Origin of the sequence: Mucilaginibacter pallidiroseus (assembly GCF_007846085.1) — a bacterium.
Lineage (GTDB): Bacteria > Bacteroidota > Bacteroidia > Sphingobacteriales > Sphingobacteriaceae > Mucilaginibacter > Mucilaginibacter pallidiroseus.
Genome location: NZ_VOEJ01000003.1, coordinates 186,491 through 210,384, shown reverse-complemented (window position 1 = coordinate 210,384; position 23,894 = coordinate 186,491). Strand labels below are relative to the sequence as shown.

The 23,894-nt window shown below is 43.6% G+C and carries 26 protein-coding genes and 1 pseudogene; 23 read left to right on the top strand and 4 right to left on the bottom strand.

Annotated features, from left to right (window positions below; translation table 11 throughout):
• Nucleotides 1–48: 48 nt before the first annotated feature.
• The 3 genes from FPZ43_RS07850 (at nucleotide 49) to ypfJ (ending at nucleotide 4,174) form a co-directional block, all read left to right on the top strand.
• On the top strand, nucleotides 49–1,911 hold the full coding sequence (locus FPZ43_RS07850; protein ID WP_146381318.1) for a M61 family metallopeptidase: 1,863 nt from the start codon (nucleotides 49–51) through the stop codon (nucleotides 1,909–1,911).
• A gap of 10 nt (nucleotides 1,912–1,921) precedes the next feature.
• A complete protein-coding gene (locus FPZ43_RS07845) occupies nucleotides 1,922–3,220 on the top strand; it encodes a M20/M25/M40 family metallo-hydrolase (RefSeq protein ID WP_146381317.1) in 1,299 nt (432 codons plus the stop codon).
• Between the two features lie 87 nt (nucleotides 3,221–3,307).
• Complete coding sequence (gene ypfJ / locus FPZ43_RS07840) at nucleotides 3,308–4,174, top strand: KPN_02809 family neutral zinc metallopeptidase (protein ID WP_146381316.1); 867 nt, start codon at nucleotides 3,308–3,310, stop codon at nucleotides 4,172–4,174.
• A gap of 133 nt (nucleotides 4,175–4,307) precedes the next feature.
• On the opposite strand, the gene FPZ43_RS07835 is transcribed toward ypfJ, so the two are convergent.
• From FPZ43_RS07835 to metK, 4 genes are all read right to left on the bottom strand, one after another.
• Nucleotides 4,308–5,045: a lysophospholipid acyltransferase family protein gene (locus FPZ43_RS07835; protein WP_146381315.1), complete on the bottom strand. Its 738-nt coding sequence runs from the start codon at nucleotides 5,043–5,045 to the stop codon at nucleotides 4,308–4,310.
• Between the two features lie 44 nt (nucleotides 5,046–5,089).
• A complete protein-coding gene (locus FPZ43_RS07830; RefSeq protein WP_146381314.1) occupies nucleotides 5,090–5,650 on the bottom strand; it encodes an NUDIX domain-containing protein in 561 nt (186 codons plus the stop codon).
• A gap of 47 nt (nucleotides 5,651–5,697) precedes the next feature.
• Nucleotides 5,698–6,642, bottom strand: coding sequence for an EamA family transporter (locus tag FPZ43_RS07825; RefSeq protein ID WP_146381313.1), 945 nt, complete (start codon nucleotides 6,640–6,642; stop codon nucleotides 5,698–5,700).
• Between the two features lie 77 nt (nucleotides 6,643–6,719).
• The gene (gene metK / locus FPZ43_RS07820) at nucleotides 6,720–7,970 is read right to left on the bottom strand and encodes a methionine adenosyltransferase (RefSeq protein WP_146381312.1); all 1,251 of its coding nucleotides are present in this window, start codon (nucleotides 7,968–7,970) and stop codon (nucleotides 6,720–6,722) included.
• A gap of 202 nt (nucleotides 7,971–8,172) precedes the next feature.
• Between metK and FPZ43_RS07815 the strand changes: the two genes are divergently transcribed.
• From FPZ43_RS07815 to FPZ43_RS07715, 20 genes and pseudogenes are all read left to right on the top strand, one after another.
• Nucleotides 8,173–9,063: a diacylglycerol/lipid kinase family protein gene (locus tag FPZ43_RS07815; protein ID WP_186461780.1), complete on the top strand. Its 891-nt coding sequence runs from the start codon at nucleotides 8,173–8,175 to the stop codon at nucleotides 9,061–9,063.
• 3 nt (nucleotides 9,064–9,066) lie between these two features.
• Nucleotides 9,067–9,402 (top strand): translation initiation factor, encoded by a 336-nt coding sequence (locus tag FPZ43_RS07810; protein WP_146381311.1) that lies wholly within the window; start codon nucleotides 9,067–9,069, stop codon nucleotides 9,400–9,402.
• Between the two features lie 403 nt (nucleotides 9,403–9,805).
• Complete coding sequence (locus FPZ43_RS07805) at nucleotides 9,806–10,648, top strand: MotA/TolQ/ExbB proton channel family protein (protein WP_146381310.1); 843 nt, start codon at nucleotides 9,806–9,808, stop codon at nucleotides 10,646–10,648.
• Between the two features lie 85 nt (nucleotides 10,649–10,733).
• Nucleotides 10,734–11,357 (top strand): ExbD/TolR family protein, encoded by a 624-nt coding sequence (locus FPZ43_RS07800; RefSeq protein ID WP_146381309.1) that lies wholly within the window; start codon nucleotides 10,734–10,736, stop codon nucleotides 11,355–11,357.
• A gap of 3 nt (nucleotides 11,358–11,360) precedes the next feature.
• On the top strand, nucleotides 11,361–11,894 hold the full coding sequence (locus FPZ43_RS07795; protein ID WP_146381308.1) for an ExbD/TolR family protein: 534 nt from the start codon (nucleotides 11,361–11,363) through the stop codon (nucleotides 11,892–11,894).
• 46 nt (nucleotides 11,895–11,940) lie between these two features.
• Entirely contained in the window at nucleotides 11,941–12,765 is an 825-nt protein-coding gene (locus tag FPZ43_RS07790; RefSeq protein ID WP_146381307.1) for an energy transducer TonB, read from the top strand.
• 11 nt (nucleotides 12,766–12,776) lie between these two features.
• Nucleotides 12,777–13,007 (top strand): hypothetical protein, encoded by a 231-nt coding sequence (locus FPZ43_RS07785; RefSeq protein WP_146381306.1) that lies wholly within the window; start codon nucleotides 12,777–12,779, stop codon nucleotides 13,005–13,007.
• Nucleotides 12,997–13,914 (top strand): PstS family phosphate ABC transporter substrate-binding protein, encoded by a 918-nt coding sequence (locus tag FPZ43_RS07780; RefSeq protein ID WP_186461779.1) that lies wholly within the window; start codon nucleotides 12,997–12,999, stop codon nucleotides 13,912–13,914. Before FPZ43_RS07785 ends, FPZ43_RS07780 begins: the two co-directional genes overlap by 11 nt.
• A gap of 21 nt (nucleotides 13,915–13,935) precedes the next feature.
• Nucleotides 13,936–15,621 carry a tetratricopeptide repeat protein gene (locus FPZ43_RS07775; RefSeq protein ID WP_146381304.1) on the top strand — a complete coding sequence of 562 codons (1,686 nt, stop codon included), beginning with the start codon at nucleotides 13,936–13,938 and terminating at the stop codon, nucleotides 15,619–15,621.
• Between the two features lie 78 nt (nucleotides 15,622–15,699).
• A complete protein-coding gene (locus tag FPZ43_RS07770) occupies nucleotides 15,700–16,071 on the top strand; it encodes an NADH-quinone oxidoreductase subunit A (protein ID WP_146381303.1) in 372 nt (123 codons plus the stop codon).
• A 122-nt stretch (nucleotides 16,072–16,193) separates the two neighbouring features.
• Nucleotides 16,194–16,736, top strand: coding sequence for an NADH-quinone oxidoreductase subunit B (locus FPZ43_RS07765; protein ID WP_146381302.1), 543 nt, complete (start codon nucleotides 16,194–16,196; stop codon nucleotides 16,734–16,736).
• Between the two features lie 2 nt (nucleotides 16,737–16,738).
• The gene (locus FPZ43_RS07760) at nucleotides 16,739–17,242 is read left to right on the top strand and encodes an NADH-quinone oxidoreductase subunit C (RefSeq protein WP_146381301.1); all 504 of its coding nucleotides are present in this window, start codon (nucleotides 16,739–16,741) and stop codon (nucleotides 17,240–17,242) included.
• A 3-nt stretch (nucleotides 17,243–17,245) separates the two neighbouring features.
• Nucleotides 17,246–18,457, top strand: coding sequence for an NADH-quinone oxidoreductase subunit D (locus FPZ43_RS07755; protein WP_146381300.1), 1,212 nt, complete (start codon nucleotides 17,246–17,248; stop codon nucleotides 18,455–18,457).
• Entirely contained in the window at nucleotides 18,450–18,974 is a 525-nt protein-coding gene (locus FPZ43_RS07750) for an NADH-quinone oxidoreductase subunit NuoE family protein (RefSeq protein ID WP_146381299.1), read from the top strand. Before FPZ43_RS07755 ends, FPZ43_RS07750 begins: the two co-directional genes overlap by 8 nt.
• A complete protein-coding gene (gene nuoF / locus FPZ43_RS07745) occupies nucleotides 18,974–20,335 on the top strand; it encodes an NADH-quinone oxidoreductase subunit NuoF (RefSeq protein WP_146381298.1) in 1,362 nt (453 codons plus the stop codon). Before FPZ43_RS07750 ends, nuoF begins: the two co-directional genes overlap by 1 nt.
• 95 nt (nucleotides 20,336–20,430) lie before the next feature.
• Nucleotides 20,431–20,732 (top strand): annotated as a pseudogene (locus FPZ43_RS19700) (four helix bundle protein).
• Between the two features lie 55 nt (nucleotides 20,733–20,787).
• Entirely contained in the window at nucleotides 20,788–21,786 is a 999-nt protein-coding gene (locus FPZ43_RS07730) for a 2Fe-2S iron-sulfur cluster-binding protein (protein ID WP_146381297.1), read from the top strand.
• On the top strand, nucleotides 21,786–22,817 hold the full coding sequence (nuoH, locus tag FPZ43_RS07725) for an NADH-quinone oxidoreductase subunit NuoH (protein ID WP_146381296.1): 1,032 nt from the start codon (nucleotides 21,786–21,788) through the stop codon (nucleotides 22,815–22,817). Before FPZ43_RS07730 ends, nuoH begins: the two co-directional genes overlap by 1 nt.
• A gap of 16 nt (nucleotides 22,818–22,833) precedes the next feature.
• Nucleotides 22,834–23,331, top strand: a complete 498-nt coding sequence (locus tag FPZ43_RS07720; protein ID WP_146381295.1) for a NuoI/complex I 23 kDa subunit family protein — start codon at nucleotides 22,834–22,836, stop codon at nucleotides 23,329–23,331.
• A 56-nt stretch (nucleotides 23,332–23,387) separates the two neighbouring features.
• Entirely contained in the window at nucleotides 23,388–23,894 is a 507-nt protein-coding gene (locus FPZ43_RS07715; protein WP_146381294.1) for an NADH-quinone oxidoreductase subunit J family protein, read from the top strand.

Sequence of the window (23,894 nt, the reverse complement as noted above, 5' to 3'; positions counted from 1 at the left end):
TTTCCAGTATGGTCAATTTATGGTAATTTACAACCGTAATATAACACCATGAAGAAATTACTTTTTATGGCAGCTGCTTCAATGCTCGCATCTGCTGCCATTGCCCAAACCGGCTCCAATGCAATTGTTTACAACGTATCATTTCCAAATGCTGCCCATCATGAGGCCGAGATAAGCATGACCATCCCGCAGGTGCCGGCTGGTCCGCTAAAAGTGCGTATGAGCAGATCATCGCCCGGCAGATACGCCACGCATGAATTTGGCAAAAACGTGTATAATGTTAAAGCAACAGATGCAACTGGTAAAGCGCTTACCCTTAAACAGCTTGATGGCGACGTTTATGAACTTACCGCGCACCCATCCACAATAAAAATAAGCTATACACTATTTGGTAACTGGACAGATGGTACTTACACCAGTATAGAGCCAAGCCATGCGCACTTTAGCATGCCCGCCTCATTTATGTGGGGCATTGGTTTGGAGAACCGCCCTGCCAAATTTGTATTTAATGATTTAGCTAAACATGGCTGGCGTGTTGCAACACAGCTGAAACCCGAAGGTGCCAATGTGTATTCTGCACGCGATATGCAGTATATGATGGATAGCCCTATTGAGCTTTCTGCCTATAAGGAAACCAGCTGGGTTGTGAAGAATACCGATGGCAAAGATGAAACCATTAAACTAAGCACACATTCTGACGATGACCAGGCAACGGTAGATAAGTTTGCCGACATGGTTAAAAAAGTGGTGCTTGAAGAAAAGGCCATCTTTGGTGAACTGCCAACGTTTGATTACGGCAGCTACGTGTTTTTACATGATGTGCACCCAAGCACTGCCGGCGACGGTATGGAGCACCGCAACTCCACAGTAATTGTACAGCCCGTTAATAAAGTTGGCGGTAACGAGCAGTGGTTGCTGGGCACATTTTCGCATGAGTTTTTCCACTCATGGAACGTAGAGCGTATCCGCCCGAAAACGTTAGAGCCTTTTAACTTTACACATGCCAACATGAGCAACGAGCTTTGGTGTGCCGAAGGTTTTACGCAATACTACGGAGAGCTTGCGCTTACCCGTGCCGGTTTCCATACGCCTGATGAATATACCCGTACACTGGCAGGTTTGATCAACTCTGTTTTGAATACACCGGGTGCCAAATATTTTACGCCAATACAAGCCAGCAGATACGCCATATATGCCGATGCAGGCGTAGCTGTAGATCAACTAAATACAGGTAACATCTTTACCAGTTACTATTATTATGGCGGTGCTACAGCCTTGGCGCTCGACCTGCGTTTACGCAGCGAGTTCAATAAAACCCTTGATGATTTTATGCGCCAAGCATGGTTAACCCACGGTAAAACCGAAAAACCATATACGGTTGAGGACCTGCAGGCTGTACTGGCAAAGGTGACTAACCCCGGCTTTGCCGCCGACTTTTTTAAACGATACATTTATGGCGTTGAGAAAAACGACTATGCGGCGCTGTTAGATAAAGCGGGCTATGTGTTGCGCAAAGCGCAGCCAGGCAAAGCCTGGATCGGCTCGTTATCAGGTGGCGGTGGTCGCGGTAAATCGGGTCAAACAAAAGGTGCTGCAGATGGTGTGGCTATCACTTCGCCAACAATTAAAGGCACTCCTGTTTACAAAGCCGGTTTAGATGCGGGTGATGTTATTACCAAGGTTGATGGAAATGCGGTTGATGCTGCAGGCCTTTCAAAAGCGGTATCGGAAAAGAAACCCGGTGATAAGCTTACCATTACCTACACCAACCGTACAGGTGAGCACGAAACCGTAATCACGGCAGACGAAAGCCCTGCATTTGAAGTAGTAAGCTATGAAAAGGCCGGTAAACAATTAACCAAACAACAACAGGATTTCCGCGACAGCTGGTTATCATCAAAAGTAAAATAAACCTCAGTACATGAAATTGAAATTATACGCAGCAGTTGCTGCATTGTTCCTGGCGCCCTCAATAACCTTTGCACAAGATGTAAACAAACTTGTTGATAAGGCAGATGTTGAGCGCATTATTAAAACCCTGAGTGCCGACGATATGCAGGGCAGGGGCACGTTTACACCGGGCATTGATAAAGCCGCAACCTTCATCGAGGGTGAATTTAAAGCTGCCGGTTTACAACCATTAAAAGGCAGTAAAGGCTTCAGGCAGTCATTTTCAAAAACACGTGTTACGCCTACCGATCTGAAAGTGACTTTTGATGGTACAGCGTTACCTGCAGAAAGCATTGCAGCTTCAACCGGTACATCATTCAATTGGAAGGGAGATACCAGTATCGCCGTAGTAAATATTACTGATGAGAAAAATTTTAGGAGCCAATATTCGGGCGTTATGCGTAGCGGTAAAAAGTCGTTAGTGGTGATGAATCCATCTATGGCAGCCATATTTAAACGTATTCGCGACAGGGCTATCAAGGGCGGCATTGTGAACAACCCTGCTGAGCAAGCGCCGGTTGTGTACGTATTAAGTGCAACTGCACCAAAAACATTTGAGGTTAGCTGCGGCGTAAAATCGGAAGAGTTACCCTTATTTAACGTTGTCGGTATGATTCCGGGTAAAAGCAAGGCTGCAGAATACGTTGTGTTCTCGGGCCATTACGACCACTTGGGTATAATTAAACCGATGGAAGGCGATAGTATTGCCAACGGTGCGGATGATGATGCATCGGGCACTACGGCAGTAATTGCATTGGCCAAATACTATAAGAAGCTAAAAAATAACGAGCGTACGCTGATATTTGTTGCCTTCACGGCCGAAGAAATTGGCGGTTATGGTTCGCAATACTTTTCGAAGCAATTGGATGCCGATAAGGTAGTTGCTATGTTCAATATCGAGATGATTGGTAAAGACTCCAAGTTTGGCCCAAACACGGCCTTTATAACCGGCTTCGAAAGATCGAACTTCGGCTCGATATTGCAAAAGAATGTTGAGGGCACCGAGTTTAAGTTCCATCCGGATCCATACCCGGAGCAGGATTTATTTTACCGCAGCGATAACGCCACCCTGGCCCGCCTGGGTGTACCGGCGCACAGCATTTCTACCGACCAGATAGATACCGACAAACTTTACCACTCTGTTAACGATGAGTTTGAAAGCCTTGATGTAAACAATATTGTAGCAACTATCAAAGCCATTGCATTAGGCTCGCGCAGCATTGTATCAGGCAAAGACACGCCTACACGTGTGGCTAAGCTGGAACGCTAAATATTTAGCAACATAAGTGATTAAGTTAAGGCTCAAACAAATGTTTGGGCCTTACTGTTTAAAGCCTAAAATAAACAGGAGGTTTTTATGCAATGGATGGGCAGACGCGAGAGCAGTAACACCGAGGATGGTGGTAGCGGCGGTGGCGGCCGTGGTTTGGCTTTTGGCGGAGGTATAGTAGGCATTATTGCCGCAGCTATATACTTTTTTACCGGGATAGATCCATCGCAGATATTAAACCAGCAGCAGGGCGGCGGCTCGGCTCAAACCGAACAGATAGATACCCGCCCCGGCGGTTCAGGCCAGGAAGACACGCCGGAGCGCAAGTTCGCCAAAGTGGTTTTGGCCGACACGGAAGACGTGTGGGGCAAGATTTTTAAAGAAATGGGTCGCACCTATGCCGAGCCTAAAATGGTTTTCTTTACCGATGGTGTATCAACCGCATGTGGTAATGCATCGTCGGCCACTGGTCCGTTTTACTGCCCCGGCGACCAGAAAGTATATATCGATCTTACATTTTTCGACGAGCTTAAAAGTAGGTTTAACGCAGCCGGCGACTTTGCCCAGGCTTACGTAATAGCACACGAGGTTGGCCACCATGTGCAGGATCTGTTAGGGGTAACCGCCAAGGTAGACCAGGCTCGCCAGCAAATGAGCGAAACGGAGTTTAATAAGATATCGGTTAAGCTTGAATTGCAAGCCGATTTTTATGCAGGAGTTTGGGCACACTATGAGCACAATTTAAAGAATGTGCTTGATCCGGGAGATATTGAAGAAGCCCTTAATGCAGCCAATGCCATTGGTGACGACCGACTGCAGCGCGAGTTTCAGGGTGATGTTAGGCCCGACAGCTTTACCCACGGCACCAGTGCCCAACGCATGTATTGGTTTAAAAAGGGCTACGAAACCGGCGATATCAAGCAGGGTAACACCTTCGCAGCAGATAATTTGTAATAGTACGCGTCATTGCGAGGTACGAAGCAATCTTATCTAACCATGTAACCTATTAAGAAGGAATAGTTATGTCATTGCGAAGCTCTTCGCGATGACATGACTTAAAGCGACTTATTAAACAAAAAGGGAAAATCTATTTCTGCTCTACTTTTTCCCTTATCCTATCCTCAATACCTTTAATTAATTCATCTATAAGTCCACTTGAGGGTTCAACCGGTTCGAGAACCTCCCATGTTAGCTTAGTAAAGGTATTTAATGGGTACATCCCATATTGTACCAGTTTCCAGGAGTTGGTGATAGCAATAGGTACCAGCAAGGCATCAGGGCATTTTTTGAGCAGGGTAACTACGCCCGCCGATTGGAAAGGCCTCACCTTGCCATCCTTAGACCGTGTGCCTTCCGGGAATATCATGGCCGACCAGTTGTTTTCTTTCATCCTGGTACCAAATTTAACCAGCTCCGTAATGGATTGGCGCGGGTCTTTACGGTCGATATTGGCACCGCCGCCTACGCGCAGGTTATAGGATATTGAAGGAATACCTTTCGTCAATTCGGCTTTTGATATAAACTTTGCATGGTACTTTCGCAAAAAATATATCATGGGCGGTATATCAAACAAGCTTTGGTGGTTGGCAATAAATATCATCGGCCTGCCGGTGGGCAGATTTTGATTATTAACAAACCGTATGCTATTAAATGCCAGTGTAACCGAATAGGTTAGGAAGAAGTTTAGTATATCTACTGAGCGTTTGTGCGCCTTGTATCCGCCCCAGTTATAACACATCCATTGTATAGGATGAAAAATGAGCAGCGACAAAAAAAACGCCAGTAAAGCAAACGGCGATACTATATATCCTAAAAGCTTTTTCATTACTGCCGCAAAGGTAAATCTTTTTAAGAAAATGGTAAGCAGGCTTATAACAGCCCTTCAATGATCATCAGCTTAACCCTAAGCACTGCCCCCACAGTTACCGAGTCTGTGATCTCACCGGCGCAAACCATCCGGTAAACTTCATCAAACGGGATTTTTTGCACTATCAATTGCTCGGTATCTTCGGGTTCGGCCTCGTGCTGTTCAAGGCCACGCGCAACATAAGCAATGCTCAGTTCATCGCTAACAGAATTGGAAAGGTGCATCCGCTGTATTTCAATCCATTCTTTAGCTTTTAGTCCTGTTTCTTCAAGTAATTCACGTTTAGCAGAGTCGAGCGGATCGGTGCCAAGTGGACCGCCGCCCTCCGGCAGCTCCCAGCTGTACTGGCCCAATGCAAACCTGAACTGGCCTACAAGGTACGTGTTCATATCATCGTCAAGCGGCAAAATGCCTATGGCCATGTTTTTGAAACTAACCTTGCCGTAAATACCCGGATTGCCCGATGGATTGGTGACCTGGTACTCGGTTACGTTTATCCAGGGGTTGTCGTAAACCGGCTTACTGCTGTTTGTTATCCAGGGATTATCTGTCGAGTTTTGCATGTATTCTATTAATATTAAATATGGCGCCGTAATTAGTATTCAGTAGATCAATTGCTTTCTGTTGCAGATTTCTCAGTCCGCTTTTCAAGGTAAGCCGGCACGTTAACCAGCAATATGCCTACTAAAATAATAAGCAGGCTTAGTAACTGGGCGCGGTTCACCGGTTCGCCAATTAAAAGCCAGCCCAACAATACTGCCACTACAGGATTTACATAAGTATGGGTGCTAACTATGGCAGGTGGCTTTATACTGATGAGCCATATAAAAGAAAGGTAGGCAACTAAAGATCCCATAACAATCAGGAAGATTAGCCCGCCCCAGCCTTCGGTGCTTACTTTACCAAAGCTGAAGCCGGTATATTCGCCTTTCACCAAAACAACAAGGCCGCTTGCTAACCCTCCGGCAAGTAGCTGAACAGCGGCGTTCATCACCGTAGAACTATCGCCCTGGCTATCTTTTGTTATAAGGGAACCCATTACCCATATCAAAGCACTAACAATTACAACTATGCTGGCAATGGTAGCCATAGGTGATGTATTTGAAATCGATACGCCAAGCTTTAGAAATAAAAAGATTCCCGTAAAGCCAATAACCAAACCGGCAAGTATGTACTTGTTTGAAAAATACTCGCCCCAGCGTTTACGATCAACCAGTAAAAACATCAGCGGCTCGGTAGCTACAAGTATGGCCGCCTGCCCCGAGCTGATGTACTGTTCGGCCCAGGCTATCATGCCGGTGCCGCCAACCAGCATCATTGTACCGCTTAGCGCATGTCGCCACAGAAAGCGCCACTCGGGCAGCTTTTCGCCTTTTAGCTTACACCAGGCAAATAGTATCAAACCAGCCACGGAATAGCGTAAGCCGACTAATATAAACGGCGGGAAACTTTTCAATCCATAAATAACAGCTAAATAGGTTGATCCCCATATTACATAGATGCTAAAAAAAGCCAGAGCCACTAAAAGGGTAGGGGCGTGTTTATTATTGGTCATGACAGGTGGTGTTACAATATAAAAAAAGGCGTCCCGGTTTAAAAAGGACGCCTTTGATATTTTAGTTAAGCTTTCAATTATAAACCGAAGGCTTGTTTTACTTGATCAACGTAGTCCAGTTTTTCCCAGGTAAACAGTTCAACTTCACGCTCAATAATGCTGCCATCGTGCGCGTTGAATTTTTTGGTTACTGTTTCGCTTGGGCGGCCAAAGTGTCCGTAAGCAGCGGTTTCGCTATAAATAGGGTTACGCAGCTTAAAGCGGGTTTCAATAGCATAAGGTGTCATGTTGAATACGCTTTCAACTTTTTTAGCTATTTCGCCATCGTTCAGGCCTACTTTGCTTGTGCCATAAGTATTTACGTAAATACCCATTGGCTGGGCAACACCTATAGCGTATGATACCTGTACCAACACTTCGCTGCAAACACCGGCGGCTACCAGGTTTTTAGCAATGTGACGCGTAGCATAAGCTGCAGAGCGGTCAACCTTTGATGGGTCTTTACCGCTAAATGCACCACCACCGTGAGCACCTTTGCCACCGTAAGTATCAACAATAATTTTACGGCCGGTTAAGCCTGTGTCGCCATGCGGGCCGCCGATAACAAATTTACCGGTTGGGTTAATGTGATACTTGATATCGGTGTTGAAAAAGTGCGCGTATTTTGGATACTTAGCTTTTACGCGTGGTATAAGTATGCTGATGATATCGTTTTTGATCTTCTCCAACATAGCCTGCTCTTCGTCAAAATCATCATGCTGTGTGGATATTACTATAGCATCAATGCGGGTAGGCTGGTTATCATCGCTGTATTCTAAAGTAACCTGCGATTTTGCATCCGGGCGGAGGTATTTAATGTCGGTAGCTTCGCGGCGTATGGCTGCAAGCTCAATCAATAACGCGTGTGCAATATCCAAAGCCAATGGCATGTAATTATCCGTCTCGCTGGTTGCGTAGCCAAACATCATACCCTGGTCGCCGGCGCCCTGCTCTTCTTTAGCTTTGCGGTCAACACCCTGGTTGATATCCGGAGATTGCTCATGAATGGCAGACAATACGCCGCATGAGCTGCCGTCAAACATATAGTCGCCTTTGGTGTAACCAATTTTGTTGATTACTTCGCGGGCAATTTTTTGTACATCCAAATAAGCTTTTGATTTAACCTCACCGGCCAAAATAACCTGTCCTGTAGTTACCAGCGTTTCGCAGGCCACTTTTGATTCGGGGTCAAAAGCCAGGAAGTTATCAATTAATGCGTCAGATATTTGATCGGCAACTTTGTCCGGGTGCCCTTCAGACACTGATTCGGATGTAAATAAATATGGCATATTTAAGTTAAATAAACGTTTACAAAAAAGGAAGGATTGAGTTGTAACGTTGTAAAAAGAAGCAAAACTTTAGCACTTTTTTACGTGGTTGCAATTTGGCCGCAGTGCGCGGCAATAAATCAGTCCACCTTTGTGGGCAAAAATAAAACAATTTTTCGCAAAGCCGAAAATATTTACTTTTGGCAGCGCAAAACATATATAGTTGAAAAGGAAAGCTTTATTTATAGTAAACCCGGTGTCTGGGGGGAAGAAGAAGGATGGCGTGCCGGAGCTTATTAAAGAATATTTGGATACAGATGTTTTTGAATACGATACCGAATATACCACCGGGGTGTTACATGCCCGCCACCTTGCCGGGGCCGCTGTTGACGAGTATGACGTTGTTGTAGCTGTTGGCGGCGATGGCACTATAAATGAAATAGCGTCGGCCATTGCTGGCACCAATGTTGTCTTGGGTATCATCCCTTCCGGCTCGGGTAATGGCCTTTCACGCTTTTTAAATATACCAATGGATATAAAAGGTGCGTTTAACACATTAAATAATGCCAGGAGCATCACCATAGATGCTGCCAAGCTAAACGGGCAATGGTTTTTTAATATGGCAGGTATGGGTTTTGATGCACATATAAGCCATGTTTTTGCGCATGGAAGCGATAAGCGGGGATTTATGAATTATTTAAAATCGACCCTGAACGAAATTTCAACATATAAGCCGCAGCAGTACAAAATAGATATTGATGGTGTCACAGTAACCAGCGAGGCATTTATGTTAAGCATTGCAAACTCATCACAATACGGCAACAATGCGCACATATCGCCAAAGGCTTCTGTGCAGGACGGGCTGCTTGATGTTTGCATTATAAAGCCGTTTCCATTGTGGCGATTCCCGGAAATGGGCGTGCGCATGTTTACTAAAACAGCAGATGGATCCGAGTATGTTGATATCATTAAAGGGAAAGATATTAAGATAACGCGCCATACCGAAGGGCCCATCCACTTAGATGGAGAGCCGCAAGTTGCCGGTACCCAGATTGATATTAACGTAATGCCGGCATCTTTAAATGTAATTGTAGGTAATAACTATAAAGATTAAACCATGGCTAAGAAGAACTATACAGGCATCATGTACTCTACTGACCCTAACTTTCAATACCAGGAGGAGAACGAAGCCGCGCAGCAAACTTTGCCACCACAGCAGCAAAACCTTAAGATTTTTTTGGATCGCATAAAGGGAAACAAATTAGTAACCCGGGTGAATGGCTTTGTAGGGACAACGATAGATTTGGAGGCTTTAGGTAAAAAGCTTAAAACAAAGTGCGGTGTAGGCGGTTCCGTGAAAGATGGCGAAATATTGTTGCAGGGCGATTTCAAGGACAAGATACTTGCCATGCTGCTTGCCGATGGATATAAATCGAAAAAAGCGGGCGGATAACTAAAAAAATAGTATAAATTTGTATTAGTACCCTAAAAGGCGTTAACTAATAAAAAAACCAATTATAAACAGACCAGTAAGGTTTGTATGCATGTAGCGTGATGTTGTTAGACCCGATTATATCAGGTTAGTTACACACAAAATATGTGTTATAACTTGCGAGTTATAAAAAAAATAAGTTTTATTGTAAAAAATTGTCTGTCAAATAGACAATTTTTGCTTTTCAAGGCGTTATGTATTACCAATTTGATAATAGCATAAGCAACTTGATATTAAATTATTATAAAGAATTGCTTTAATAGTTTTTTTATTTCATAGAAATTCTATTTTTGTTATTCGCTTAAATGCGCACACATTTTATTAACTTATATTAAACAAAACGAAAAACTAAAATTTCAAAGTAATGGCAAACGCACCAACAAAACCAACTACTCCTGTTAAACAAGAAAGCTCAAGTGCATCCGGCGCATTTGCATCTTTAACTATTCCAATTTGCCTGGCTATCGCTATCTGTATATTCATCTTCATCCTTGGCGATCCAAGTCACTACAAAGGTGGCGACGTTGCTGACGGCGAGCCTACAGATTTATTCGGTACAGTACACAAAGGTGGTGTTATCGTACCTTTAATTATGTCATACCTGTTAATGGTAATCGTATTCTCTATCGAGAGGATGGTTGTTATTGGTAAAGCATCTGGTACTGGTAACGTAGAATCTTTCGTTAAAAAAATCCAATCTTTACTTAACTCAGGCCAAATCGACGCTGCAAGCGCAGAGTGCGACAAACAAAAAGGTTCTGTAGCAAACGTGATCAAATCAGGTTTGAAAAAATACAAAGAGATGGAAATTGATCAGACAATGGATGTTGATCAAAAAACTTTAGCTATCCAAAAAGACATCGAAGAAGCAACTGCTTTGGAAATGCCAATGTTAGAGCAAAACTTAACCATCATCGCTACTTTGGTATCAATCGGTACATTAACCGGTCTGTTAGGTACGGTTGTGGGTATGATCAAGGCCTTCGGCGAGCTGGGTTCATCTGGTGCTGCAAACCCTTCAGCATTATCAAACTCAATCTCTGAGGCACTTATCAACACTGCGATGGGTATCGGTACTTCAGCTGTATCAATCGTAATGTACAACATCTTTACATCTAAGATTGACAAGTTGACTTACGCTATCGACGAAACTGGTTTCAGCATCGTTCAAACGTTCGCAGCATCACACAAAAATAGCTTAAGATAAAATATTAGTGGCTGTATCCACGTTATAACAAAATATAATTTGGATTTAATTTGTTTTTTCACACTAATAATTTTAATTTTACAACATGGCAAGAGTAAAAGTTCCCAGAAAGAGTACCCACATAGACATGACGGCTATGTGCGACGTAGCCTTCCTGTTGCTAACTTTCTTCATTTTGACCGCGAAACCAAGGCCGCAAGACCCTATTCCGGTTGATATACCATCATCAAGTGTTGAGGTAGCTATCCCTGACGAAAATGTGTTATTGTTAACCATTGGCGACGGCGGTAAAGTTTTCTACACGGTTGACGGTGCAGATGTTCGCAAACAAACTTTATTGCAAATGGGCGAGAAGTATAAAATCAACTTCACTCCCGAGGAGCAAAACAAGTTTATGTCGACAACTATTTTCGGTGTACCTATCGGTTCATTAAAACAGTTTTTGGCACTGGACGGTAACGATAAAAAGAATTACAAACAACCAGGCATCCCTTATGATACAACAGCAACCAGTGAGTTGTCTGACTGGATCAGGGAATCGCGCAAGGTTAATGCTTCTATAAAACAGAAACCGTTATTGATTTCAATAAAAGGCGATAACAAAGAAAAGTATCCTGCAGTGCAGAAGCTTATCGCGTTGTTGCAGAAACAAAAAGTTAATAAATTCAGTTTAATCACTTCGCTGAGAACTGCTCAGAAAACAAAATAAAAAATGGCAGAATTAGACACCTCCTCCGGCGGGGGTAAAAAAGGCGGGAAAGTAAGAAGTAAGAAGGCGTCCACCCGTGTGGATTTGACCGCAATGGTTGACTTGGCTTTTTTGTTGATCACTTTCTTCATCCTTACTACCACCCTTGCCAAACCAAAGGCTATGGATGTTGCCATGCCTGATAAGGAAGAGAAGCAAACAGACCAATTGGCTGTTGCGGCTTCCCGTTCAATGACTTTGTTACTGGGCGCTAATAATAAGGTAGAGTGGTTTGTAGGTGAGCCTGGAAAATCACAGCCAGAAACAGTTGGCTATGGTAAAAATGGTTTACGTGAAACCCTTATCGAAAAAGGTAAAGAAATACAGCAAACTACAGGTAAATTCATGATAGTGCTGATCAAACCAAGCGATAAGTCTGACTACAAAAACCTTGTTGACGCGTTAGATGAAATGAAGATTACAGCAGTGCAATCTTACGCTATTGTTGATATATCTCAACCGGAGCTTGACCTCCTGAAAAGAGATGGTAATTATTAACAATTTAAACAAGAATAAATTAACGTTATTATAAAATTGCTATAAGATGTTCGGATCAAAATTAGACATATTGAATCAGCAATGGATTGACGTTGTTTTTGCAGGGCGTAATAAAGCATATGGTGCGTACGAGTTAAGGAAAACAAATGCCCGCCATACTAACAGGGCCCTTATCATCGGATGCGTAGTATTCGTTTTCGTGATCTCGCTAAAAACAATCATCAATAAAATTGAAGGATTCATCCCGAAAGCAGCAGAAAAGGTAAAAGTTACCGAAGTTGTGCTGCCTCCACCACCGGTGGACCAAACAAAACAACCACCTCCGCCACCTCCGGAGCCACCTAAACCAAAGGTTGACCAGGTGCGTTTCCCTCCTCCGGTAGTAAAACCGGATAACGAGGTGCGTGAGAAAGAACCACCAACAGTCAAAGAGTTGGAGGTTGCTGACCCAGGTCAGAAAGACCAGAAAGGTGACCCGAATGCCGACATTAGGATTGATGAGCCGGTTGGTAACTCTGATATTAAACAAGTGGTAGAAGAGAACCCTAACCAGATCTTCACAGCCGTAGAGAAATCTCCGGGCTTCCCGGGCGGTGACGCAGCATTTGGTAAGTACTTAGGTAAAGCTATCCGTTACCCTGCTATTGCAAGGGAAAACAACGTACAAGGTAGGGTAATCTTAACTTTCGTTGTTGAGCGTGATGGTTCATTAACCGATATTAAAGTTGTTAGAGGCATTGGCAGCGGTTGTGACGAAGAAGCAATACGCGCCCTTAAAAACTCTCCAAAGTGGACCCCTGGTATCCAGAACGGTCGCCCGGTACGTGTACAATATAGCGTACCAGTAGCATTTGCTTTGGCACAGGAGTAACAAGTAAATTAATGTTATCAGATAACAAAGAACAGCAAAAATCGCCCAAAAGGCGGTTTTTGCTTATTTTAGGAGTAGCCGCATTTATAGGGTTTTGCATTTTAGGCTTAGGCCTTATTTTTTGGGACGATATCCCCTTTGACATCCCCAAAACCCAAAGAACCATCTACGGTTCAGTTATTTTAGTTTATGCAGTTCTGCGTTTTTCGCGCTATTTTAGGAAGGATCCCGATGAAAACTAATTTAAAATTATTTCTTGTAGCTGCATGTGCATCCACTTTGCTTATGCAGGCTTGCGGCAACGGCAATAAACCAAAAGTGCAAAGCGATAATTTTTTAAAAGGTACGGCTAAAATAGCAGTGGACGAATCTTTTTCGCCGATTATCGATGAAGAGGCATATATTTTTAAGGCAGCCAACCCGGAAGCAAATCCTGTTTTTCAATACAGGCCCGAGACCGGCGTGCTTAATATGTTACTTAACGACAGTGTAAGGGTAGCGATAATGGCCCGCGAGTTGGACACCGCTGAAACCGGCATATTTAAAAGGCGCACCTTACCACCCGTTGTAACTAAATTTGCTATTGATGCTGTTGCAGTTATTGTAAACCAACAGTCGGTTGATACGTTACTAACCTTGAAGGATTTGAAGGGAATGCTTAATGGTACGGTTAAGACCACCAAAAGCCTTGTTTTTGATAATCCTAACTCAAGTTTGGTAAGGTATTTGAAGCAAATTGCAGGGGTAAAAAACTTGCCAAAACAAAATATTTATGCGCTGAAATCCAATAAAGAGGTTATAAAATACGTTAGTACTCATCAGGACGCTATTGGATTAACGGGTTTTGCCTGGTTAAACGACCCCGATGATGACTATGCCGCTGCGGTAGATAAAGTAAAGATAGTGGGGGTTAAGAATGAAGATAACAAGAAGGCGCCTAACGAGTATTTTAAACCATCGCAATCAACTCTTGTCCAAGATCTGTACCCGTTAAGCAGATCGTTATACGTTATCGACTGTTCAGGTAAACGTGGCTTGGGTGCAGGTTTTGCCTGGTTCCTGGCCAGCGAGAGGGGGCAGAGAATAATATTGAAATCGGGCTTGTTGCCTGATTCACTACCGCAAAGGCAAATAAACATAACACACTAATATTAACATATACAACTAAAGATGAAAATGATCAGTAAAATAAGCAAATTAGTATTAGCGCTGGTGCTTGTTGGCTCATCAGTTTTTGCGCAAAGCATAGCAGATGCCAAAAAAGCGATCGATGCCGAACAATATCAGAAAGCTAAGTCGATGCTTAAAAATTTGACCGTAACACAGGGTACAAAAGACGAAAACTTCTTTTACCTGGGTTGGGTTTACATCCTTCAAGACTATCCGGATTCTGCAAAAGCAACTTTTCAGAAAGGTATTGCTGTTAACCCAAAATCTGCCCTTAACTATGCAGGTTTAGGTGCCGCAGCTTTTGTTGATAAAGATAAAGCTAATGCTACTACAAACTTTAACCAGGCAATTGCTCTGGCAGGTAAAAGCAGCACACCATACACTTACGTTGGTAAAGCTTATTTATTGAACCAAACAGATGGTAAAGTTGCCGCTGCTGATGCAAACGCTGCAATAGCTATCCTAAACAAAGGTAAAGCAGTAAATGCTAAAGATGCCGAGCTATTGGTAGCGCTTGGTGATGCTTACCGTAGCCAGTTGAAAAACACTGAGGCATTAGACCAATACCAGGCTGCACTTGCAATTGACCCTAAGTTGGCCAGTGCCAAAGTTGCAACCGGTGTGATTTGGAAATTTGCTAACAACTTTGAAGATTCGGAACGTGAATTTAAAGCGGCCTTAGCTATCGATCCCAACTACGGACCGGCTTACCGCGAATGGGCAGAAACTGATGCTCGTTGGGCATTATCTGATCCTAAAATGGCATCTGTAAAAATCAAAGAAGGTGTTGATGCTTACCGTAAATACTTGTCGTTAACAGATATGTCTGTTGAGTCACGTATGCGTTATGCCGACTTCCTTGCTTATGCTGGTGATTACAAAACCTTGCAAACAGAAGCTAATGAACTGGCTAAAGCTGCGAATGGTAACTTAAGAGTTTACCGTTACCTGGCCATTGCCGCTTTAGAGAATAAAGATTATCCAGCTGGTTTAACAGCTATTAATACTTGGATATCAAAAGCTGACCCTAAACGTATCATTGCGCGTGACTACCTTGTACAAGGCCGTTTGCAAATCGCTTCAGGTCAGGATTCATTAGGTATCGGCGCCTTGAAAAAAGCGTATGCAATTGATACTACTCAGGCTGATGTATATGCAGAAATTGGTAAGTCACTTTACGCTCAAAAAAGATACGAGCAAGCTGGTGATGCTTATGCGGCTTATGTTGCAAAATCGCGTAAAAGCACACTGAATGATTACCTGCGTTTGGGTTCAAGCTACTACTATGCCTTTGATCCTAAAAAGCCTGATACTACTTTGTTAACTAAAGCAGATTCTGCATTTAGCCACATCAATCAAAAAGCTGGTAAGCCAATTCCGGCAGTATTGTTGTTCAGGGCTCGTGTTAACGAAAGTAAAGATGCCGACAGGAATAACATTAAAGGCTATGCTAAACCTTACTACGAGCAATATATTGCTGCAGTAAGTGCTACCCCGCCCGCTGACGAAAGAGCAAAAAGAGAATTAGCAGAAGCTTACATATACTTAGGTAACCTTGCCATGTACAAAGAAAAAGACGAGGCAAAAGCTACTGAAAATTACACCAAAGCCCGTGAGCTTGACCCTACCAACAAACAGGTAGCAGCGTTCTTCTCGCGCAAAGGCGGTGCATCAAAAGGTAAATAACCTTAAGCTGAATGTTTTAAAAGCCCTCTTCAAAAAAAGAGGGCTTTTTTATTACGCACCTGTTTGTATATTTGCAGCATGGAATTACAAAGTTTACCGGTTAATTATTTGCCTATTATATTCCAGATGCTGGTTGCAATAGGTTTTGTTGTTACAACTATGTTTGTTACACACAAAATTGGCCCTAAACGTAATACTTCGGACAAGCTTACTCCATTCGAGTCGGGTATCGAGGTTGTGGGTAACGCCCGTACACCCATGTCAATTAAATACTTCCTGGTTGCGATACTGTTTGTACTGTTTGATGTGGAGGTTATTTTCATGTACCCATGGGCTGTAAACTTCCGTGATTTGGGCCGTGACGGTATGGTAGAGATGTTTATATTCATGGGCACTTTGCTTGCCGGTTTCTTCTACATTCTTAAAAAAGGCGCTTTAAACTGGGACTAATACAATCTGTTTAGATTGATTCTAAATATATTGTGCAAGCTTGAGATCGCGCATTACAAACGGTATTTTATTTAAATTTGCATATCAGTTTTACTGATGGTATTTTTTATTTGATAAAATTCATGAGTGATATACAAATAGTTGACGCGCCTGCCGGTGTTGAAGGATCTGGTTTTTTTGCCACATCGCTTGATAAAGCCATAGGTTTAGCACGCTCAAACTCTTTATGGCCTCTGCCATTTGCTACATCATGCTGCGGTATCGAATTTATGGCCACCATGGGCTCGCACTATGACCTTTCGAGGTTTGGTGCCGAGCGTTTGAGCTTTTCGCCACGCCAGGCCGACTTGCTGATGGTGATGGGTACCATATCAAAAAAAATGGCACCGGTACTTCGCCAGGTTTACCTTCAAATGGCCGAGCCACGTTGGGTGATGGCTGTTGGTGCCTGCGCATCAAGCGGTGGTATATTTGACACTTACTCTGTTTTGCAGGGTATTGATGAAGTGATACCGGTTGACGTTTATGTGCCCGGTTGCCCGCCACGCCCCGAAGCAATTATTGATGGCTTTATGGGTATCCAAAAACTTGTACAAACAGAAACACTGCGTCGCCGCGAAGAGCCTAAATACCAGGCATTACTTGCTAAATACGGAATTCAATAATAATGGGTAAGATAGCTAACGAAGAACTTTTACAAAAGCTTACTGCGAGATTTACCAACACGGTAAAACAAACAGGCGAAGATTTTGGCTTACTTACGGTTGAGGCCGAAAGAGAAGTGATAGCCGATGTGCTTGCTTACCTTAAAACAGATCCGTCGCTTAAGTTTATTTTCCTGACGGATATTACTGCTATACATTATCCGGAGCTTGAGAAAGCCATTGCAGTTGTTTATCATTTACACAGCTTAACCACTAATACGCGTATTCGTGTAAAAGTACAATTGTCTGTTGATGATCTGCATATCCCATCGGCTACGCCGCTTTGGGATGGCGCCAACTGGATGGAGCGCGAAACTTACGACTTCTTTGGGGTTATATTTGACGGCCACCCGGATCTGCGCAGGATATTGAATGTTGATGACATGACAGTGTTCCCGATGAGGAAAGAGTTCCCGCTGGAAGACCCGAATCGTGTTGATAAAAAAGATTATTTTTTCGGAAGATAGAAGATGCAGAACCATCCCGCATATACCGATAACGACCCGCAAACCGAGTATTCTACGCTCAACCTTGGTCCAACGCACCCTGCAACGCATGGTGTGTTCCAAAACGTTTTGCAGTTGGATGGCGAGCGCATTGTAAGCGGCGTATCAACCATAGGCTACATACACCGTGCGTTTGAGAAGATTGCGGAGCACCGCCCATTTTACCAGATAACGCCACTTACCGACAGGCTTAACTATTGCTCGTCGCCTATAAACAACATGGGCTGGCACATGACAGTTGAAAAGCTGCTGGGTATAGCTACTCCTAAACGTGTAGACTACATGCGTATCATCATTATGGAACTGGCCCGCATTGCCGACCATATTGTTTGTAATGGTGTATTGGGCGTTGATACGGGAGCATTTACCGGTTTCCTTTATATGATGGAATACCGCGAAGAGATCTATGAAATTTATGAAGAGATCTGTGGCTCACGCCTAACAACTAATATTGGCCGTATAGGTGGTTTCGAGCGCAACTTCAATGATATTGCCTTTGCCAAGATCCGTAAATTTATTACGAAGTTCCCTGCTGTGCTAAAAGAGTTTGAAGCGCTTTTTAACCGTAACAGGATATTTGTAGATCGTACCAGGGGCGTAGCTGCTGTTACTGCCGAGGACGCATTGAGCTACAGCTGGAGCGGCCCTTTGTTGCGTGCAGCCGGTGTTGACTACGACGTGCGTGCAATGGAGCCTTATTCATCATATGAAGAGTTTGACTTTGAGGTGCCTGTAGGTGAAAATGGCGACGTTTACAACCGCTTTTTGGTACGTAACGAAGAAATGTGGCAAAGCCTGCGCCTTATAGAGCAGGCACTTAATAAAATTGAAAAAGAGCCGTCGGATATATTCCACGCGGATGTACCGGCCTTTTACCTGCCTCCAAAAGAGGAAGTATATAATAACATGGAAGCGCTTATCTATCACTTTAAAATTGTGATGGGCGAGGTGCACACCCCAACAGCCGAAGTTTACCACGCTGTAGAAGGTGCCAACGGCGAACTTGGTTTTTACCTGTTGAATGACGGTGGCCGCTCACCTTACCGTTTGCATTTCCGCAGGCCAAGCTTCATCAATTACCAGATGTATGCGCCAATGAGCCGCGGTATGTTATTATCTGATGCGATTATCAACATGAGTAGTTTAAACGTAATAGCGGGAGAATTAGATGCTTAGTGTACAGGATACCAGTACGCCGGTAATTTTTACACCGGAACTGATCAGCAAATTTGATGATATAGTAAGCCGCTACCCGCAAGGCAAGCAAAAATCTGCCTTGTTGCCGGTATTGCACCTTGTGCAGGCCGAGTTTGGTTGGGTAAGCCCGCAGGCTATGGACAAAGTAGCCGAGTATTTAAGCATTCAGCCTATTGAGGTTTACGAGGTTGCTACCTTTTATACCATGTACTTTTTAAAGCCGCAAGGCAAGTATATGCTTGAGGTTTGCCGTACCGGCCCTTGTGAAATTGTTGGTGCAACGCCGATAATGGAGCATATCGAAAAAACACTTGGCGTTAAAGAAGGCGATGTAACGCCTGACGGCTTGTTTAGCTGGAGAGGTGTTGAGTGCCTTGCTGCATGTGGCTTTGGCCCTGTTTTGCAAATTGGCCCCGAATATACTTTTTACGAAAACTTAACTACCGACTCGGTTGATAAGCTGATCACTGATTTAAAAGGAAAGGCCAACAACTAATGGGACGCAAACTTTTATTAGAACATATTAACGTACCCGGTATCAACACCTTCGACGTTTACCGCTCAAAAGGCGGCTATGCATCTGTTGAAAAGGCTTTAAAAACCCTTTCGCCCGATGATGTGGTTGAAGAGGTTAAAAAATCGGGTTTACGTGGACGTGGAGGCGCCGGTTTCCCTACCGGGATGAAGTGGAGCTTTTTAGCTAAGCCGGAAGGTGTTGAACGCTACCTGGTTTGTAACGCTGATGAGTCTGAACCGGGTACATTTAAAGACCGTTATTTGATGACGCACATCCCTCACTTATTAATTGAGGGGATGATTGTAGCCAGCTATGCCTTAGGCGCAAAAACGTCGTACATATACGTTCGTGGCGAAATGATGCCGCAGATACGTATTTTAGAAAGAGCTATACAGGAGGCCAAAAATGCCGGTTTCCTTGGTAAAAATATTTTAGGCACAGGTTACGATCTGGAGCTTTATGTACAACCTGGTGGTGGTGCTTATATCTGCGGCGAAGAAACCGCATTGTTAGAGTCGCTTGAAGGTAAACGGGGTAACCCGAGGATAAAACCTCCGTTCCCGGCTATTGCTGGCTTATACGGATGCCCAACGGTGGTAAACAACGTTGAATCCATTGCAGCAGTTGTCCCGATCATTAATGAGGGTGGCGACGAGTATGCAAAGGTTGGTATCGGCCGCAGTACGGGTACTAAACTCATCTCTGCAGGCGGTAATTTGAAACGTCCCGGTGTTTACGAGATAGAGTTGGGCGTACCTGTTGAAGAATTTATTTACGGTGATGATTATTGCCAGGGTATTGCCAATGGCAAACGCTTAAAGGCAGTGGTTGCAGGTGGTTCATCAGTACCAATTTTGCCTGCCAACCTCATCCTGAAAACCATTAATAACGAAGCCCGTTTGATGAGCTACGAATCATTGTCTGACGGTGGTTTTGCTACCGGTACCATGATGGGTTCGGGCGGTTTTATTGCCTATGACGAAGATCAGTGTATTGTTCGCAATACCTGGAACTTTGCCCGCTTTTATCACCATGAAAGCTGCGGACAATGTTCGCCATGCCGTGAAGGTACGGGCTGGATGGAAAAAGTATTGCATCGTCTGGAGTACGGTCACGGTAAAATGAGCGACATGGACCTGTTGGTTGATGTAAGCAAGAAGATAGAAGGTAACACCATTTGCCCGCTTGGTGATGCAGCAGCATGGCCTGTAGCAAGTGCAATACGCCACTTCAGAGATGAGTTTGAATGGCATGTATCAAATCCATCGGCGGCAATTAGCGGTAACTACGGTATTGCACATTACGCAGATCCGTTGCCTACGCCTGAGCCGGTGGCATAATTAAGTCAAAATTAAAAAGTAAAAATTAAAAATAAGATAGCTTGATAGAAAAGCCTTACGACATCAAATACAGGTGTTATTAGTTCTCAAAGGAGATTGTGCTTTTAATATCAGCTGCTAAATATGAAAGAATTTACTTTTCTGTTTTTGATCAGTTAATTAGAAGTGGTACCTCAATAGGTGCCAATATTATTGAAGCTAAGTCGGGTAGTTCGACGAAAGATTTCAGGAACTTTTATACAATAGCTCTGAAATCAGCAATGAAACGAAGTACTGGCTATGTTTGATAAGAGATACAATCTTACCAAACGAAAAGGAAAAATTAAATGAGATGTTGAATGAAGCAGATGAAATATCAAAGATCATTGCTTCGATCATTATCAATTTAAATAAGTAAGGCATATGAAAAGTGCAAAGTTTTTGAATTTTGACTTTTTAATTTTGAATTATAAATGAAAGTTACAATAGACGGATTTCCTATTGAAGTAGAAGCCGGGACTACAATCCTGAACGCCGCGAGGATGATTGGGGGAGATATTGTTCCGCCGGCTATGTGCTATTATTCAAAACTGGCGGGTAGCGGCGGTAAATGCCGTACTTGTTTGGTTAAGGTAAGCAAAGGTTCTGAAAAAGACCCTCGCCCTATGCCTAAGCTGGTAGCAAGCTGCCGTACTACCGTAATGGATGGCATGGAGGTGCAAAACATTACCTCGCCGGAAGTTATTGAGGCGCGTAAAGGCGTGGTTGAAATGTTATTGATAAACCACCCGCTTGATTGCCCGGTTTGCGACCAGGCAGGCGAATGCCACCTGCAGGATCTTGGCTTTGAGCACGGTGCTGCTAAAACACGTTATGAGTTTGACCGCCGTACGTTCGACAAGATTGACATTGGCGACAAGATACAATTACACATGACGCGCTGCATACTTTGCTACCGTTGCGTGTTCACTGCCGATCAGATAACCGACCATCGTATACATGGTATCCTTAACCGTGGCGATCATTCTGAAATATCTACCTACATACAAAAAGCGGTAGATAACGACTTTTCGGGTAACGTTATCGACGTTTGCCCGGTCGGTGCCTTAACCGATAAAACTTTCCGCTTTAAAAACCGTGTTTGGTTTACTAAACCAGTTGAAGCACATCGCGAGTGCCATACCGAAGGCTGCTGCGGTAAAGTAACCCTTTGGTACAAAGGCGAAGATGTTATACGCGTTACTGCCCGCAAGGATGAGTACGGCGAAGCCGAAGAATTTATTTGCAACACCTGCCGTTTTGATAAAAAGAAAACGGCTGACTGGGTTATTGAAGGCCCACGCAAAATTTCAAACAAATCGGTTATCAGCGCAAACCACTACGAAACTTTAAAACCACTGCCTGTTGTTAAAAGCAACCCGTTATTGATAGAGGCAAATAAAGAACAATTTGAAAGGGAGACACGCCTGTAATGGAACTAACTGATATTGCCATAAAGTTTGGCCTTATAGTAATTATATTCGGTATCAGCCTGTTGGTTGCCATGTATTCTACCTATGCCGAGCGCAAGATTGCCGCATTTTTCCAGGACAGGGTGGGCCCTAACCGCGCCGGTCCATTTGGTATTTTGCAACCACTGGCCGATGGTGCAAAGATGTTCTTGAAAGAGGAGATCATCCCTGCCAATGCAACCAGCTTTTTATTTATTGTTGGCCCGTCATTGGCAATATTAACGGCGTGTATCGGTTCGGCTGTTATACCTTGGGGTCAGGATCTGGTAATTGGTGATAAGGTTATCCCGCTGCAGGTTACTGACATTAACGTTGGTATATTATACATTTTTGGTGTAGTATCATTAGGCGTTTACGGTGTAATGATTGGTGGCTGGGCTTCAAACAACAAGTACTCTTTACTGGGTGCTATACGCGCTGCATCACAAAACATCAGCTACGAAATTTCAATGGGTCTTTCCATAATTGCCCTGTTGCTGGTTACTGGTACCCTAAGCCTTGGCGAAATTGCCAAACAACAGCATGGCTGGCACTGGAACGTATTATATCAACCAGTGGGCTTTATATTGTTCCTGGTGTGCTCTTTTGCAGAAACTAACCGTACACCGTTCGATTTGCCGGAGTGTGAAACGGAACTTGTGGGCGGTTACCATACCGAGTACTCATCAATGAAGCTTGGTTTTTACCTGTTTGCCGAATACATCAACATGTTCATTTCCTCGGCTGTAATGGCCACGCTTTATTGGGGTGGTTATAATTATCCGGGCATGGATTGGGTTGCTGCACATGTAGGCCCGGTTGCTGCGCCGTTGATTGGCACGGCTATATTCTTTGCAAAAATTTTCCTGTTCATCTTCTTCTTTATGTGGGTGCGCTGGACAATCCCGCGTTTCCGTTACGATCAGTTGATGGATCTTGGATGGAAAACACTAATACCGCTTGCCATTGCAAATATTGTGGTTACAGGTATTGTTATTACTTTTTTTAATTAACGAGAGGTTATTTTCAATGGAATCATTAAGTAATAAAAAGAAACAACTAACGGTAAAGCCGTTAACCCTTATGGAAAAGGCATATCTGCCTGCCATTGTACAGGGGTTAAGCATTACCATGAAGCACTTCTTTAAAAAACCGGTTACCATACAATACCCGGAGCAAAAGCGTGAATTTTCTGAAAACTTCCGTGGTATGCACTCGCTTAAGCGCGATGAAGAGGGCCGCGAACGTTGTACTGCATGTGGCTTATGCGCATTGTCGTGCCCTGCCGAAGCGATTACCATGACAGCTGCCGAGCGCCAGAAAGGTGAAGAAAACCTGTACCGCGAAGAAAAGTATGCAGCCGTTTATGAGATTAACATGCTGCGTTGCATTTTTTGCGGCCTGTGCGAAGAAGCCTGCCCTAAAGAAGCTATTTATCTTGACGGCGATATCGTACCGTCAGACTATTTGAGGAAAGATTTTATTTACGGTAAAGACAAATTAGTAGAGGCGCCTTTAAATCAATAACCAAAGTTTTATACCTTTGCCCAGCTTTTTAGCCGGGCAGGTATTGTAAAAATAATATGCAGACATTTTACATCATCGCGTTTTTATCCATTGTATTTTCAATACTGGTTATCTCTGCAAAAAACCCGGTGCATAGCATCCTTTACCTTATACTTACCTTTTTTACTTTTACCATTCACTACATTTTAATGAACGCCCAGTTCCTGGCTATTGTAAACTTTATTGTTTACATGGGTGCCATACTGGTTTTGTTTTTATATACGCTGATGCTCATCAACCTTAATAAGGAGAGCGAGCCTGTTAAGCCATTTATGGTTAAGGTTGCCGCAGTATTTGGCGGTGGCATACTTGCCGTAGCATTGGTGTCATCATTAAAATTATTGGGTACATCGGCTCCTGTTGTGCTTAAAGATCCTAACCTTGGCTTGGTTAAAAACTTAGGTAAGGTATTGTTTAACGAATTTTTGTTACCGTTTGAAGTATCGTCGGTACTGTTGCTATCTGCAATGGTTGGTGCCGTCTTATTGGCAACAAAAGATAAAGAACCTAAAGCAACCATCTGA